Below are 14,495 nucleotides of genomic sequence, written 5' to 3' on the forward strand. Positions count from 1 at the left end.
GGCGAAAACCTCACAGGTCCTTATCGAAGAGTCTGGCGCCGGCGTCCAGCCCGGTGCCGCCGCGGGAATCGTACGTGCCGGCGTCCGGGGCCAGCCCGGCGACCGTTTCCTGCGTCGAGCGGGCTGCGGCCCGCAGGAATTGATCATTGGCGTCGCGGAGCTCGCGGATGCGCATGGTCAGTTCGCCCAGAGCCTTGAGATGGCCGGCAAAAATTTCCGCCCACGGTCCGGCCGGCGCCTTGGCGGCAATGTCACGCAGGCTGGCGTCCTCGTCGATGCCCCACTCCTTGGCGAGTGCGGCGGCCTCCACGGTGCGGCCTAGTCCGGCACTTCGCAAGCGTTCAACCACCTGCTCTACTTCACGGGTTGCGTGCTGCAGCCAGCGGGTGTTTCCGGAGGTCAGGATCAGCTGTTCCTCTTCCAGCTTGAACGTCAAAAGCTCAAGAAGTTCCCGTTCTTTCCACAGCAACGAGGACAGTTCCTGGGCGCCCAACGTGATCAGCTCCTCTTCAATGTTCCGACAGACAACGCAGTCGCGCCTGGATTGTTATCCACTGTCGGCACGGAATGCTTCAATGTTAGTCCGTGGAGGTGATAGGTTTCAGCTAGCGCGCCCGAGCACGTTGTCAGCTTGTTGTTTTGGTCTCTTCGGGAGCCTTCTTGTTCTAACGGTATTTATGGCTCCTGGGGGAACCAACAAATGAATCGTATTAAACGCAATGAGCTGGTGATCGAGAACCTGCCCTTGGTGGGCTACCTCGTCTCTGAACTGTGCGCCAAGGCCACCCATCTTTCCAGGGATGACCTTGCCTCCGTGGGGGCCATCGCCCTGATCACGTCGGCCGAGGCCTACAACCCTGACTTTGGCGTACCTTTTGGCGCCTTTGCCCGCCGGCGGATCGTCGGCGCTTTCGCCGACGAAATGCGCTCCAGCGACTGGGCTCCGCGCTCAGTGCGCCGCCGGATCAAAGAAACCCTCGCCATCCGCGAGACTCTCACCGCGGCGCTGGGTCGCACGCCATCGGTGGACGAGATCGCAGCTTCCATGGGAGTGACCCGGGATGAAGCCGACGCCGCGCTGGCCGATGCAGCCCGCACCGTCTCAACGATTGACGAGGTCACGGCCGAATTCCTGGTCGCGGAAAACGCGTCCCCCGAGGGTGAGCTGCTGGCCGCCGAGCGGCTGCAGTACCTGCGCGCTGCCGTCAGCTCCCTGCCGGAAAAGATGCGCTACGTGGTGGAGCAGATCTATTTTGAGGACCGCAGCGTCAAAGACCTTGCCGCCGAGCTTGGTTCCACGCATTCGGCCGTTTCCCAGCAGCGCGCCGAGGCGATCCGGCTGCTCGGGGACGGTATGGGCACGCATTACGGGCACGACGGCGGCGCGCACGTTCCGCTGTCCCGGATCGCGCCGCAGCGCCGCAACGCCTACCTGACCGCCATGGGCGGCCACACCGCCGGTGGGATCACCCGCGGGGCGCATCACCATCCGGCGCCGGCGATGGATGCCGCCGTTTCCTAGCGGTTTTTCCGGGAGCGCGGGGGTTTCGCAAAGAACTTTCCCCAGTTGCTAACGGCTTTACCTGTTCCGCCGATAGTTGGGGTTACCAGGCCATGGATGGCCTAGTGAATTTGACCCAATCACGGAGGAATACAACATGGGCATGCAAATCAACACCAACCTCGCGGCAAACAACACCTACCGCAACCTGTCGAATACACAGAACGACCTGTCCAAGTCACTGGAAAAGCTCTCCAGTGGCCTGCGCATCAACCGTGCCGGCGATGACGCTGCCGGCCTGGCTATCTCCGAGGGCCTGAAGTCACAGGTGGGTGGCATGGCCGTGGCGGCCCGCAACGCGCAAGACGGCATCAGCGTCATCCAGACCGCTGAAGGCTCCCTGAGCGAGGTAACGTCAATTCTTCAGCGCGTGCGCGATCTGGCTGTACAGGCAGGCAACGACTCGAACAGCACCGAATCCCGCGCAGCGATCTCAACCGAGGTCCTCGCATTGGGTAAGGAGCTGACCCGCATTAGCGCTTCAACGAACTTCAACGGTACGACCTTGCTCGACGCATCCCGTGGGGACCAAGCCGGCCCTCCGATTGTTTCCGGGAAGCCGATGACCTTTCAGATTGGCGCTGGTGGCACTCAGAGTACTGACCAGATCGATGTCAAGTTTATGGACGTCGCTGCAATTGGTAAGACCGTAACGGACTTGGGCACGACGGGGTCATCTGACGGTTTTAAGGATGCTGCAACCGCGTTGACAACGATTACTACCTTGGATACAAATATTAAGGCTGTATCCACCGCCCGGGCTTCCCTCGGAGCGGACCAGAACCGGTTCGAAAGCGTGATCAAGAACCTGGCAGTTTCCAAGGAAAATCTCTCTGCGGCGGGATCCCGTATCCGCGACACGGACATGGCAGAGGAAATGGTCAAGTACACGCGCAATAACATCCTGTCACAGGCCGGAACCGCCATGCTCGCGCAGGCCAACCAGTCCAATCAGGGTGTACTGCAGCTCCTGCGCTAAATCCCGTGACCAGGCCCTGTGAGCAGGTTTTTCCGGTAACAGGGTCCGGGAATCAGGAACAGGTTTGACCGCGGCTCCTGCGGCCGATGGACGAGTGCGACTCACCGGTTCATCGGCCGCAGGGAGGCCGCACCCGCAGTTAGAGACGTATCAGGAGTTACGCGCATGGGAATCACTCTCGATGGCCTGTCGAGTGGTCTGGACACCACCACGCTTATTGCCTCGCTGATGAAGGTGGAGGCCATTCCGCAGACACTCTTAAAGAACAAGGTCTCCGACAGTCAGGTCATGGCGTCGTCGTTGCAGGCGTTAAACAGCAAAATTGCCGCACTGGCAGATCTCGCAAAGACGGCCGCTAAGCCCGCCGCCTTCGATGTCTATGCGGCAACGAGCAGCTCCGACAAGGTAACGGCTGTTTCCACGGCTGGGGCCTCCGCAGGGCAAATCGATTTGGTGGTCGATCGACTTTCCCAGACCCAGGTCAGTGTGACGGGTGCCTTGACTGTATGGCCGGACAGCGGGCTCACCCTCACCGCTAAAGACGGCACGGCGACCACCATCGCATTGACCTCCAACTCTTTGGACGATGTGGTGAAAGCGATTAATGCTGCACCGGCAGGTGTCACCGCAATGAAAGTGGCAAGCGGGACAGATTCGGGCGGTAACCCCCAGTACCGCCTCCAGCTCACTGCAGCTTCAGCGGGTGCCGCTGGCCAGTTCAGCATTTCCGGTACCACTGCCGCTGTGACAGAGATCAAAACCGCCCAAGACGCGCAGGTTACCCTTTGGGCGGGAACCGCCGCCGCCCAAGCCGTTATGTCGTCCACCAACACCTTTCCGGAACTGCTTCCGGGCGTCGCTGTGACGCTGGCTTCCGGTTCCCTAGGGCCGGCTACGGTTACCGTGGCACGCGATGACAAGCAGGCAGCCAAGATGGCCTCGGATCTGGTGACCGCCCTGAACGGGATCTTTTCCCAGATCGCCGCCCGCAGTGCCGTTACCACCAGTACGGATGCCGGCGGTAAGACAGTCACCGCCACTGGGCCGTTCACCGGAGACAGCACCATCAGGGACGTCAACCAGTCCATTCTCTCCGCGGCATCGATGCCGGTGAACGGCCACTCGCCAACGGAATACGGCGTTAGCATTACCCGCGACGGAAACCTGCTCTTTGACGCGGTCAAGCTGACGGCCGCTTTGGCGAAGGATCCCACCGGGACTAAAGCCGCCCTCGCTGAGATTTCCTCCCGGGTAAGCACTGCCGCCGCTAGAGCCTCCGATAAATACAGCGGTACCGTAACCTCCAAGATCACAGGCCAGCAGAGCGCCATCAGAGACCTTAGCGATCAGATCAGCAGTTGGGACCTTCGGCTGGCCAGCAGGCAGGCCGGGCTGCAATCAACCTATGCAGCCCTCGAGGTTGCCCTAGGGAAAATGAAGTCCCAGCAGTCCTGGCTGACCGCACAGCTGTCCGGCCTGTCGTCATCGAGCACGGGAGCCTGAGTACCATGAGCACTGCCTACGCACAGCAGATGGCCAAATACAACCGGGAGGCGGTCCTGTCCGCGCCGCCGGCCCGGCTGCTGACAATGCTCTATGACCGGCTGTTGCTGGACCTGGGCCGGGCCGAGATGGCCCAGACCGGACAGAACTGGGAGACCGCGTCGGAGAATCTGCTGCACGCGCAGGCCATCATCAGCGAGCTGACCTCGACGCTCAATACGGACGGCTGGGACGGCGCGGATGCTCTGCTGGGCGTGTATAACTACGTGGCAGCCGCACTGATTGAGGCCAACATCCGCCGGGATGCGGCGAAAACGCGGGACTGCATTGCGGTGCTGGAACCGCTGCGGCAATCCTGGCATGAAGCGGCTGCATCACTGCCCGTGCAATTGGCCACGGCATCGGCTTCGGGCGGAAACCTTGGCATCGGCTGAGGCACCCGCTAATGAATGGGCCCGCATTCTGGACAGGCTGGAAGAACAGCTGACCGACCCGGAGGTTCTTTGGCATCCGCCTGCCGATGCCGGGCCGATCCCCGTGGAACTGATCGAGCGGGCCCGCCGGCTGCTCGTGGACCAGCATGCCGCCGTCGGGCATCTGGAAAGGCAGCAGCGGGAGACGGCACAGCACCTGGCGGCCATTCAATCGGTGCCCGAATCCACCGGCGTTGGGCGCCCCGTTTTTCTGGATGTGAGCGGCTAGTCAGTCTGACGGCAACCTGACATTTAATCTTTTGCCGATTCTCCTTACGTAACCCCGTCAGATGCCGATAGCTAGAGACGAGCACGGATCGCTCACTTAAATGGCCACGGATCGGCCAGCTTGTCCCTTTTGACGAAGCGGGTAACAGTTGTTCGATTCCGTGACTACGGTGGCCCTTGATAGTGCCCTGGACGGTTTGGCCATGCGGCAGCGCACCATCGCCGACAATATTGCCAACGTCAATACGCCCAATTACCATGCCAAAAAGATTGCCTTCGAAGCCGCGCTGAGTTCCTCGGTGCAGGCACGCGACGGGCATACGACGGCCACGACGACCCGATCGCTGGACGCGACGCAGCTGAACGGGAACAACGTCAACCTGGATACCGAGACGCTCGCGAACATCCAGACGGTGCTGCGCTACCAGTTCGCAGCCCAAGCCTCCAACGCGCCGTTCACCGGCATGCGCACCGCGATGCGGACCAACGGATGACGGACGCAATCAGCATTGCCGGCTCCGCACTGACGGTGCACCGCAAGTGGCTCGATGCCGTGGCGGACAACCTGGCCAACGTCAATACCGCCAAAAGCACTACCGGCCCGGCGTTTCAGGCGCGCTATGTGCAGGCGCAGGAGGGACCAGGAAATTCCGGTGTCTTTGTGGCCGGCACCAGCTTTGGGGACGCTGCCGGGCGGCTGGTCCACGAACCGGCCAATCCGGTGGCGGATAAGGACGGCTATGTCCGTTACCCGGATATTGATTTGGGGCTTGAAATGGGCAAGTTGATCATGGCGCAGCGCGGCTACCAGGCCAATGCAGCCGTCGTGGACCGCGCCAAAACCACCTACGAAGCAGCACTGCAGATTGGACGCTCCTGATGGCCATCCCCGCAATCCCCTCGGTCCAGGGGGTCACGGCGACCGGCTACCTGCCGTCCGTGCAACCGACCGCGTCCGACGACGGCGCCGGTTTCGCGTCGACGCTCACGGGCGCTGTGAACGGCCTGCAGCAGCTGCAGTCCACCTCCAACGATCTGGCGATCAAGGCAGTGACCGGTGATCTGGGAGATATCCACACTGCGACGCTCGCCGCGACGCGTGCACAGGTGACCCTTGAGCTCGTGGCGGCGGTCCGCAATAAAGGCGTCGATGCGTTCAACGAGATCATGCGGATGCAGGCCTGATGCCGGTACAACTTTCCGCGTTCTTCGCCCGGTTGGGGCGGACGGTCGGCGGATTCAGCGTAGCCCAGCGGACCATCGCCATTATCGGCATCGCCGCACTCGTGCTCGGCGGTGTGGCCCTTACCTCTTGGCTCACCAAGCCCACACTGACCCCGCTGTTTTCCGGGCTCGCCGCGGCGGACGCGAACACCATAGTGGACCAGCTGCGTACCGACGGTGTGCCGTATGAGCTGACCAACGGCGGTGCCACGATTATGGTGCCGCAGGAGAAGGTGTACGACGAGCGGCTCAAGGCGGCCGCCGCGGGACTGCCGGCGAACAAGACGGCCGGCTATTCGCTGCTGGACAATATGGGCGTCACCTCCTCGGAGTTCCAGCAGACCGTGACATACCAGCGCGCCATGGAGGGCGAGCTTGCCTCCACGATTTCCGCCATGGACGGCGTGAAAACCGCATCGGTGAAACTCGCCATCCCCAAGGACACTGTGTTCGCCTCCCAAAAGCAGGACCCGACCGCCTCGGTGTTCATCGAAACGGCCAAGGGTGCGGCGCTGAATTCGGACCAGGTGCAGGCCATTGTGCACCTGACCTCCGCCTCCATAGACGGGCTGAAGCCGCTGAACGTGGCCGTCATCGATTCGGCCGGGACCGTGCTGTCCGCCGTGGGGACCGGGGCGGCCGGGGGAGCGGCCAAGCAGGGCACCGATTATGAAAAGCGGATCAGCGCTGCCGTGCAGACCATGCTGGACCGGGTGGCCGGACCCGGCAATGCGACCGTCGCCGTGGCTGCGGACATGAGCCAGCAGTCGGGCCAAAAAGTGCAGGAATCCTTCACCCAGCCGCAAAATGCCCCGGCACTGAACGAGTCAAAGGCCACCGAGTCCTCCACCGGCTCCGGAGCCGGTGCTGCCGGCGTGCTGGGAGCGGACAGCACGGCGCCGGCGAGCGGCAATAACGGCACGTTTACCTCGGATAAGACGACGAAGAACAACGCGGTCAACAAGACGACCGAGACCACCACCATCCCGGCGGGAGCGGTAACCCGGCAGACGGTGTCCGTAGCGGTGAACAAGGCGACGGCCGATGGGCTGGATATGTCAACGCTGCGTGACCTCGTCTCCTCCGCGGCGGGGATCAACGTTGCCCGTGGGGACGTGGTGACGGTGGCCGCGCTGCCGTTCAATACCGCCGGTGCTGCCGATGCCAAGGCCGCCCTGGATGCGGCCAAGGCCGAGGCGGATGCCCAGCGCACGGCAGAGACCTGGAAGACCATCATCATTGTCGCCAGCATCCTGCTCCTGATCGCCCTGGCGCTGCTGCTTTACGCGCTGAAGAACCGGCGGCAGAGCCGGCAGCCCGTTGATCTTGGCGAACGGCTGGACCCGCTGGGGCTGCTGGACCCGGCCACCACGGCCATGGCGCTGACCCCTGCGCCGGTGGCTCCGCTGCCGGTTGCTCCGCTGGCGGTCCGGGAAATCCCGCGGCTGCCCGACGCCGGGCCCAATGACCTGGACGGCAAACGCGCCCGGATCGATTCTCTGGCAACCCACGAACCGGAGAAGACCGCCGGCTACCTGCGCAGCATGATGGATGACAGGACCCCGGTATGAGCGTGCCCGCCATGAACAGCGCCGCCATGAACAGCACGGATATGACGCTGACAGGGGTGCAGAAAGCCGCCATCATCCTGATGCAGCTGGGCCCGGAAAATGCCGTCCGGGTGATGAAGCAGTTTACCGAGGCCGAGGCAGAGGAAGTCGCCGCGGAGATCGTGTCTATGCAGCGGGTGGACCCGGCCCTGGCCGGCCAGGTGATCAGCGAGTTCCACGAGATGACCTTTCACACCACGTCGAACACCCGTGGTGGCCGCGACTTTGCCCGCGAGCTGTTGGAGGCGTCCTTTGGCTCCGAGCGGGCTGCGAACGTCATGGGCCGGCTGGAATCCAATATGGCGGGAACGTCCTTTGAGTTCATGGCCGATGCGGACCCGCGCCAGATTCTGATCTTGGTGGATGGCGAGCTGCCGCAGACCATTGCGCTGATCCTGGGGCACATAGGAGCGCAGAAAAGCTCTGCCGTCCTGGCCGGATTGGGCGAGCCGCTGGGCGCGGAAGTTGCACAGGCATTTGCCGCTATGGGCACGCCGACGCCCGAGGCGGTCAGCATTGTGGCCGAAACGCTGCGTGCCCGGGCCAACGCCGTTGTCTCGATGCGCGAAACGGCCGAGGTGATTGGCGGCGTTGAATCTCTGGTGGAGATCCTCAACCGCGCCGACGTCAGCACCGAGAAGGCCCTGATGGACGGCCTGGAGGAACGTGATCCCGTGTTGGCGGAGGAAATCCGTTCCCGGATGCTGACTTTCCCGGACATCGTGAAACTTGACCGCAAGGACGTCCAGCAGGTGCTGCGCGGCATCGACGCCGGGATCCTGGCGCTGGCCCTGAAGGGTGCCGATCCCGAGCTCATCGAGGTGGTGCACGCGAATATCACCGAACGCAACCTCGAAATCCTGCAGTCCGAAAGCAGCGCTGCAGGTCCCGTGCGTGCCTCGCACGTGGAGCAGGCACGGGCAGACATTGTGCGGTCCATCCGCGAGCTGGAAGCGGCGGGAACTATCACCGTGCGACGGGCTGAGGAGGATGACCTTGTCTACTAAGTTCACTGCTGCTTCCGCCCGTGATTTCGCGACTGATTCCACCCGCACGGACCGCTCCGGTCACCAGGTCCCACGCACGGCAGCCGGCGCTACCTTCAAGCCGATAAGCTTCGCGGCGGTGGACTCTGATTCCCCCGACAGTCCTGGTTCCCCGGGGTACATCCGCGGACACTCGATCGGCTACACCTTTGGGATGCGTGCCGCTGCTGCCGAGGCCAAGATCCGCCGTGCCGAGATGGATGACGAGCATGCCGCGGCGATGGTGCGCCAGCGGGCTGAGCTGGACCGTGTCGTTGGTTTGCTGACAGCGGCGCAGGCGGCGCTTAACGCCGTGGTGCTGCCGGTGGTCACCGAGGCCCAGGATGTGCTGCTGGCTGGTGCGGTGGACCTGGCCGAGGCCATCCTTGGACACGAGCTGGCCCAGGGCCCCGCCTCAGCCAGGTCCGCGCTGACACGTGCGCTGGGGCAGCAGACCCCAGCCGGGACGTATGCAGTGCGGATGAACCCGGCGGATCTGGCCGACCTCAACGAGCTGGATGACCCGTCACTTGGGCAGGCCGGTATTCGCTTTGTCCCGGACGCCGCGCTGGCACGCGGGGATGCCATCGCGGAATTTGAGCACGGCTACCTTGACGCCCGCATTGCTGCCGCCCTGGCCCGGACGAAGGATGCCCTGGTGGAGGACCAGCAATGACAGCGCCTGACCAGATGACGGCGCCCACGCCAATGGCAGCGCCCACGCCCCGCAGCACCGCCGCCTGGCGCCCGCATGCCCGGCGGTTCGAGGCTGCCCTGAGCGCTGCGCGCCCCGAGCGGGTCGGGTCGGTTTCCTCCGTCGTTGGCCTCGGCATCGAACTCGCAGGCCTGGACGCCGCCATCGGAGATCTTGTCACCATTGGGGAGAATCCGCGGGTGGATGCCGAAGTAGTGGCGACCACGCGGGCCGGCATCCGGTGCATGCCGTTGGGCCGGATGACCGGCATCGGAGCCGGCTCACCCGCCCGCAGCAAGGGAACACCGTTGCTGGTGCCCACCGGAGCGGGGCTGTTTGGCCGGGTTCTGGATGGCCTTGGCCGCCCGATCGACGGCAAAGGCCCGCTGCTGGTGGACGGCCGGGTGCCGGTGGATCACGACACTCCCTCGGCAATGCACCGCAGCCGGATTTCCGAGCGCCTGCAGCTGGGGGTGCGGGTGATGGATACCCTCCTGACCGTCGGCAAGGGCCAGCGGATGGGCCTGTTCGCCGGCTCGGGCGTGGGAAAGTCCTCGCTGCTGTCCATGATTGCGCGTGGGACGGATGCGGAAGTGTCCGTAATTGCGTTGGTGGGGGAGCGCGGGCGTGAGGTGCGGGAGTTCCTCGAGGATGATCTGGGCGCCGAAGGACTGGCGCGTTCCATTGTGGTGGTGTCCACCTCGGATGAACCGGCCCTGATGCGGATGCGTGCGGCCTTCACCGCGACGCGGATTGCGGAATCGTTCCGGGACCGCGGGGCGGATGTGGTCCTGATGATGGATTCACTGACCCGGGTCGCCATGGCGCAGCGTGAAATCGGGTTGTCCGTCGGTGAGCCGCCCGCCACCCGGGGGTACCCGCCGTCGACCTTCTCGGTTCTGGCACAGCTGCTGGAACGCGCCGGGACCGCGGAGCGCGGCTCGGTGACCGGCGTGTACACCGTGCTCGTGGACGGCGATGACCACAACGAGCCGATCGCTGACGCCGCGCGCTCCATCCTGGACGGCCACGTGGTCCTGGACCGCAAACTTGCCGTTGCCGGGCACTTTCCGTCCGTCGATGTGCTCGGGTCCATTTCGCGGGTCGCCTCCAAGGTGATCTCCGCCGAGGAAGGCCGCACGGCCACCTACCTGCGGCGGGTGCTGGCCGCGCGCAAGGGAATGCAGGACCTGCTGGACGTCGGCGCGTACCAACGCGGCACCAACCCGCTCGTCGACTCCGCGGTGGATAACGAAGCGGCGATCAATGCGTTCCTGCAGCAGCGGATGGACGATCAGACGTCCGGCGCCGATGCCTGGAATCAGCTGAACCGGCTTGCCCAGACACTCGGAGGCCAATGATGTCCCGCACTTTCCCCCTCGCCGGCCTGCTGCGGCTGCAGCATCTGCGCCAGGACGCGGCTGCGGCCGACCTGGCCAGCGCGAACGCCCGCGCCTCGGCCAATGGCGCACGGCAGAGTGCTGCCCGCCGGGACCTGCAGGAAACGTCCAGCGAAGTGGCCACGGCCGCCGCGCTCAGTGCCGTAGCCGCCGCCCGCTCCTCCTCCCGCAGCATGCTCGCCGAGCTGGAAGCGGCGTCCCTGGAAACGCAGGCGCACCAGGACCAGGCGCAGACGGTGTTCAACGAGGCACGGGCAGCGTCGGTCCGGCTGGAAAAGCTGGCTGCCAAGCACGACGAACGCGTGGCTGCCGAACTGCTGCAGGCCGAGCAGACCGTGCTGGACGAAATTGCCGTGACGTCGTGGCACCGCAACCGGGACCGGAACGAGCCTGCGCCTGATGCTGCCGTTAAGGGCGGGTCGGCGCCGACCGGGTCTGCTGCCGCGGGCTCTGCTGAGAATGCGGGGAACCGATGAGTCCGTTGATGGGATTGCCGACGACGACGGCCCCGGGCTTCCGCACGGGCGCGGGCGTTGCTGCCGGAGCGGCGGCAGGCCAGCGTGGTGCCGGTGCCGGTGCCGGTGCCGGTAGGCAGGGCGGGGCGTCCTTCGGCTCGGTCCTGCAGGGTGTGCTTGGCGGACCGGACCAATCGGCGAAAAAGGGAAACGGCAAGGCCGCGGATGCTGCGGCCGGCAGCCGTGACGTCCCCGAAACCGAGGGTGCTACAGCGGATGTCGCCGCTAACGTCCTTGCCGCCAATGTCAGTGCAAAAAACCTCGCGGGACCAGCAATTGCGTTCCCGTTCCCCGGCACTGCGCTGCCCGGTATTGCGGTGGCTGGTTCAGCGCTGGCCGCTTCTGAAGCGCCTGCGCCAGCTGACGCCACAGCACGCGCTACTGCGATGCCCGTCGTGGACATCCCACCGACCACCGGGCCTGCCGAGACCACCGCACCCGCGACAATGCCAGCACCAGCAGCAACACCAGCAGCAACACCGGCAACAGCAACGGCACCGACGGCAGCGTCCGGGCCTGTCGCACCGGCGGTAGTTCCGTCCGCAGTGCCAAGCACTAAGCTCGGTCAGGCCGTTCCGCCGTCGGAAGCGCCGCAGTCGGGCACTCAGCCGTCGGGCACTGAGCCGTCGGGCACTGAGCCGTCGGACGCGTCGCCGCCCGACGCGCCGACCACGCCTGCTCAGCCCGACCCCCAGTTTTTGGCCGACACGCAAAACGTGGTCGCAGCGCCAGCGATCATCGTTCCGTTGACCAACCCAACAGCTGCTGCCCCGGCAGTGATCGCCTCGGCAGTTCCCGCAGCAGCGGCAGCGACGGGCCAATCGGGCGCTGTGCTCCCGGCAGCGTCGGTTGCTACCGGCGGACTCCCGCCGGCCAGCGTTCCATCGGCGTCGGCTGCTGCAACACCTGCACCCTCTGCGACAGCTGCGATCGCCCCACCGGCTGCCGGACCGATCCTCGCCCCGACTGCAGGTCCGTTGCCCGCCCCGCCAATCGCTGCAGCGTCGTCATCCGCCGCACCGCTGGCGGGTCAGATCTCCGGTCCTCTAACCGATTTGGCCGCGGCAACGCCCGGCGAGCATGTCATGACGGTTCGTGTGGCCCCGGATTCGCTGGGGCCCGTGACGGTCCGGGCACATATTTCCCCGGACCACGTCCGGATCGAGCTTTACGCGCCGAACGACGCCGGGCGCGATGCGCTGAGGGCCGCTTTGCCGGAGCTAAAGCGTGATCTGGCTGCGTCCGGGATGAGCGCCAGTTTGGACCTGGCGTCCGGGAATCAACCCGAGGCCCGGGATGCGCAGGCCCGCGGCGGTCAAGGTCCGGGCCGCCAGACCTCCCGCGGCAACGGACACTTGCCAACGGCCGGTCCCGAGCCGGGATTCGCGGCCCAGCGTTCCAGAGCAGGATCCACCCTTGATGTCATCACCTGAGAAGAGGAGCACACGGTATGCCTATTGACCCGGTATCGGCAGTAACGGCAACCCCTGCAGCGGTCTCACCGCCAGAAGCGAGCAGCGCCAGCAATTTGTACTCTGCTCCTTCCACTAAGGCTCCCAAGCAGGTGATGGACGGCTCCATGTTCATGTCCCTGCTGGTGGCGCAGCTGCAGAACCAGGACCCGAGCTCGCCAATGGACACGAACCAAATGATCGGCCAGACCACGCAGCTGGCCATGATGGAAAAGCTCTCGGCGTTGGATACCACCAGCAACGAGAACTTTTCCCTTCAGATGCGCATGGCGGCCGCGGCCCTTGTGGGGCAGCAAGTCAGCTACGCGGGCAAGGACGGGGAGACCGTGACCGGCATCGCCAGCTCGGTGTCCTATGCCGGACCCGTTCCGCAGATCACCGTGGACGGCAAAACGCTCGCGCTGGATGCTATCTCCGGCGTCACCACGGCGGCGCCGAAAACACCGGTACCGACAACAGCGGTGCCGACAACAGCGGTACCGACAACGTAACCGGCGAAGATCCACCCACCGGATCCGTGGATCCGCCTATCCGGATCCTCGCACCCGCCTGATCCCCTCTTATCTTCAGCACCGCCCCTCCCGAAAGGAAAACACCGTGCTCCGTTCCCTGTACTCCGGTATCTCCGGACTCCGCGCCCATCAGACCATGCTGGACGTCACCGGCAATAACATCGCCAATGTCAACACCCAGGGCTTCAAATCGTCCTCGGTGCAGTTCCAGGACACGCTTTCGCAGCTGACTAAGAGCGCATCGTCGCCGCAGGCCGCGGCCGGCGGAACCAATGCCGCGCAGGTCGGGCTCGGTGTGCAGGTCGCGGGGATCGCCACCAATTTTGCCCAGGGCTCCACGCAGGCCACCGGCAAGTCCACTGACATGATGATCTCCGGAGACGGGTTCTTCATCACTAAACATGGTGGCGCTACCCTGTACACGCGTGCCGGCGCGATGAACCCCGATGCGCAGGGCAGGCTGGTGACCCCCGACGGTGGTATTCTGCAGGGCTGGATGGCGTCGCCGGACGGTACCGTCGGCACGGGAGCCCCGGTCAGTGACATTGTGCTCTCCACTGGGACAACCGTGCCGGCAGCTGCGACCAGCAGGGCGACGGCGAGTGGAAACCTGCCATCGGACGGAGCGGGCTCGCCGTTGACGCGTGATATTCAGGTCTACGACAACCTCGGAAAGGCCACCAACATCGCCATGACCTTTACACACTCCGCGGGGAACAGCTGGACGGTGTCGGCCGCAGGCTCGCCGGCAAAACCGCTGACCTTCGATGCGAACGGCGGCTTGCCCGCCAACACCACCATGACCGCGGCGGGGGTGACGGTGGACCTGTCCACTGTCACCGGATTCGCCGGCTTGAGCACCATCACCGCAAAGGCCGACGACGGCAGGGCAGCGGGAACGCTCAAGTCATATTCCGTGAGCCAGGACGGCACGATCGTGGGATCGTTCAGCAACGGGATAACCCAGTCCGTTGGCCAGGTGGCACTGGCTACCTTCACCAACCCGGGAGGTCTGGAAAAGGCCGGAAATTCCTCGTACACGGTGACCGCCAACTCCGGTGCGGCGACCACCGGGACCGCAGGTTCAGCGGGGATGGGGACGCTCGCCAGCGGCGTGCTGGAGATGTCCAACGTGGACCTTTCCCAGGAGTTCACTAATCTGATCGTGGCCCAGCGCGGGTTCCAGGCCAACGCCCGCATCATCACCACCTCGGATGAGGTCCTCCAGGAACTGACCAACCTGAAGCGCTAATGCACTAAAAGCCGTCCCCGGCAGCTAACAAAACGCCGGGGACGGCC

At 64.7% G+C, this 14,495-nt stretch carries 17 protein-coding genes; 16 read left to right on the forward strand and 1 reads right to left on the reverse strand.

What is annotated here, in order from left to right; genetic code table 11:
- Positions 1 to 10: 10 nt before the first annotated feature.
- Positions 11 to 493 (reverse strand): flagellar protein FlgN, encoded by a 483-nt coding sequence (locus OS914_RS00385; RefSeq protein ID WP_267544081.1) that lies wholly within the window; start codon positions 491 to 493, stop codon positions 11 to 13.
- Between the two features lie 207 nt (positions 494 to 700).
- Between OS914_RS00385 and OS914_RS00390 the strand changes: the two genes are divergently transcribed.
- The 16 genes from OS914_RS00390 (at position 701) to OS914_RS00465 (ending at position 14,448) form a co-directional block, all read left to right on the forward strand.
- Complete coding sequence (locus OS914_RS00390; RefSeq protein WP_267544082.1) at positions 701 to 1,522, forward strand: sigma-70 family RNA polymerase sigma factor; 822 nt, start codon at positions 701 to 703, stop codon at positions 1,520 to 1,522.
- A 136-nt stretch (positions 1,523 to 1,658) separates the two neighbouring features.
- Entirely contained in the window at positions 1,659 to 2,540 is an 882-nt protein-coding gene (locus OS914_RS00395) for a flagellin N-terminal helical domain-containing protein (protein ID WP_267544083.1), read from the forward strand.
- Positions 2,541 to 2,705: 165 nt separating this feature from the next.
- Entirely contained in the window at positions 2,706 to 4,043 is a 1,338-nt protein-coding gene (fliD, locus tag OS914_RS00400; protein ID WP_267544084.1) for a flagellar filament capping protein FliD, read from the forward strand.
- 5 nt (positions 4,044 to 4,048) lie between these two features.
- Positions 4,049 to 4,477 carry a flagellar export chaperone FliS gene (fliS, locus tag OS914_RS00405; protein WP_267544085.1) on the forward strand — a complete coding sequence of 143 codons (429 nt, stop codon included), beginning with the start codon at positions 4,049 to 4,051 and terminating at the stop codon, positions 4,475 to 4,477.
- Entirely contained in the window at positions 4,464 to 4,745 is a 282-nt protein-coding gene (locus tag OS914_RS00410; RefSeq protein WP_267544086.1) for a hypothetical protein, read from the forward strand. The genes fliS and OS914_RS00410 overlap by 14 nt, the downstream gene beginning before the upstream one ends.
- Before the next feature lie 148 nt (positions 4,746 to 4,893).
- Positions 4,894 to 5,238, forward strand: coding sequence for a flagellar basal body rod protein FlgB (locus OS914_RS00415; RefSeq protein ID WP_267544087.1), 345 nt, complete (start codon positions 4,894 to 4,896; stop codon positions 5,236 to 5,238).
- Positions 5,235 to 5,624 (forward strand): flagellar basal body rod protein FlgC, encoded by a 390-nt coding sequence (locus OS914_RS00420; protein WP_267544088.1) that lies wholly within the window; start codon positions 5,235 to 5,237, stop codon positions 5,622 to 5,624. Before OS914_RS00415 ends, OS914_RS00420 begins: the two co-directional genes overlap by 4 nt.
- A complete protein-coding gene (fliE, locus tag OS914_RS00425) occupies positions 5,624 to 5,929 on the forward strand; it encodes a flagellar hook-basal body complex protein FliE (protein WP_267544089.1) in 306 nt (101 codons plus the stop codon). The genes OS914_RS00420 and fliE overlap by 1 nt, the downstream gene beginning before the upstream one ends.
- On the forward strand, positions 5,929 to 7,539 hold the full coding sequence (gene fliF / locus OS914_RS00430; protein WP_267544090.1) for a flagellar basal-body MS-ring/collar protein FliF: 1,611 nt from the start codon (positions 5,929 to 5,931) through the stop codon (positions 7,537 to 7,539). Before fliE ends, fliF begins: the two co-directional genes overlap by 1 nt.
- Positions 7,536 to 8,585, forward strand: coding sequence for a flagellar motor switch protein FliG (gene fliG / locus OS914_RS00435; RefSeq protein ID WP_267544091.1), 1,050 nt, complete (start codon positions 7,536 to 7,538; stop codon positions 8,583 to 8,585). Before fliF ends, fliG begins: the two co-directional genes overlap by 4 nt.
- Positions 8,575 to 9,279, forward strand: coding sequence for a FliH/SctL family protein (locus OS914_RS00440; RefSeq protein WP_267544092.1), 705 nt, complete (start codon positions 8,575 to 8,577; stop codon positions 9,277 to 9,279). Before fliG ends, OS914_RS00440 begins: the two co-directional genes overlap by 11 nt.
- Before the next feature lie 32 nt (positions 9,280 to 9,311).
- The gene (locus OS914_RS00445) at positions 9,312 to 10,658 is read left to right on the forward strand and encodes a FliI/YscN family ATPase (RefSeq protein WP_267544340.1); all 1,347 of its coding nucleotides are present in this window, start codon (positions 9,312 to 9,314) and stop codon (positions 10,656 to 10,658) included.
- Entirely contained in the window at positions 10,655 to 11,173 is a 519-nt protein-coding gene (locus tag OS914_RS00450; RefSeq protein WP_267544093.1) for a flagellar export protein FliJ, read from the forward strand. The genes OS914_RS00445 and OS914_RS00450 overlap by 4 nt, the downstream gene beginning before the upstream one ends.
- On the forward strand, positions 11,170 to 12,645 hold the full coding sequence (locus OS914_RS00455; RefSeq protein WP_267544094.1) for a flagellar hook-length control protein FliK: 1,476 nt from the start codon (positions 11,170 to 11,172) through the stop codon (positions 12,643 to 12,645). Before OS914_RS00450 ends, OS914_RS00455 begins: the two co-directional genes overlap by 4 nt.
- A 17-nt stretch (positions 12,646 to 12,662) precedes the next feature.
- Positions 12,663 to 13,175 carry a flagellar hook assembly protein FlgD gene (locus OS914_RS00460; protein WP_267544095.1) on the forward strand — a complete coding sequence of 171 codons (513 nt, stop codon included), beginning with the start codon at positions 12,663 to 12,665 and terminating at the stop codon, positions 13,173 to 13,175.
- A gap of 106 nt (positions 13,176 to 13,281) precedes the next feature.
- A complete protein-coding gene (locus OS914_RS00465) occupies positions 13,282 to 14,448 on the forward strand; it encodes a flagellar hook protein FlgE (RefSeq protein WP_267544096.1) in 1,167 nt (388 codons plus the stop codon).
- Positions 14,449 to 14,495 lie beyond the last annotated feature (47 nt).

The organism is Arthrobacter endolithicus, from assembly GCF_026627425.1.
In the GTDB taxonomy this organism is placed as follows: domain Bacteria; phylum Actinomycetota; class Actinomycetes; order Actinomycetales; family Micrococcaceae; genus Arthrobacter_M.

Coding starts and splice junctions, on each gene's coding strand:
- OS914_RS00390 (WP_267544082.1), top strand. CDS start 701: ATGAATCGTATTAAACGCAATGAGCTGGTGATCGAGAACCTGCCCTTG.
- OS914_RS00395 (WP_267544083.1), top strand. CDS start 1,659: ATGGGCATGCAAATCAACACCAACCTCGCGGCAAACAACACCTACCGC.
- fliD (WP_267544084.1), top strand. CDS start 2,706: ATGGGAATCACTCTCGATGGCCTGTCGAGTGGTCTGGACACCACCACG.
- fliS (WP_267544085.1), top strand. CDS start 4,049: ATGAGCACTGCCTACGCACAGCAGATGGCCAAATACAACCGGGAGGCG.
- OS914_RS00420 (WP_267544088.1), top strand. CDS start 5,235: ATGACGGACGCAATCAGCATTGCCGGCTCCGCACTGACGGTGCACCGC.
- fliE (WP_267544089.1), top strand. CDS start 5,624: ATGGCCATCCCCGCAATCCCCTCGGTCCAGGGGGTCACGGCGACCGGC.
- fliF (WP_267544090.1), top strand. CDS start 5,929: ATGCCGGTACAACTTTCCGCGTTCTTCGCCCGGTTGGGGCGGACGGTC.
- fliG (WP_267544091.1), top strand. CDS start 7,536: ATGAGCGTGCCCGCCATGAACAGCGCCGCCATGAACAGCACGGATATG.
- OS914_RS00445 (WP_267544340.1), top strand. CDS start 9,312: ATGGCAGCGCCCACGCCCCGCAGCACCGCCGCCTGGCGCCCGCATGCC.
- OS914_RS00450 (WP_267544093.1), top strand. CDS start 10,655: ATGATGTCCCGCACTTTCCCCCTCGCCGGCCTGCTGCGGCTGCAGCAT.
- OS914_RS00455 (WP_267544094.1), top strand. CDS start 11,170: ATGAGTCCGTTGATGGGATTGCCGACGACGACGGCCCCGGGCTTCCGC.
- OS914_RS00460 (WP_267544095.1), top strand. CDS start 12,663: ATGCCTATTGACCCGGTATCGGCAGTAACGGCAACCCCTGCAGCGGTC.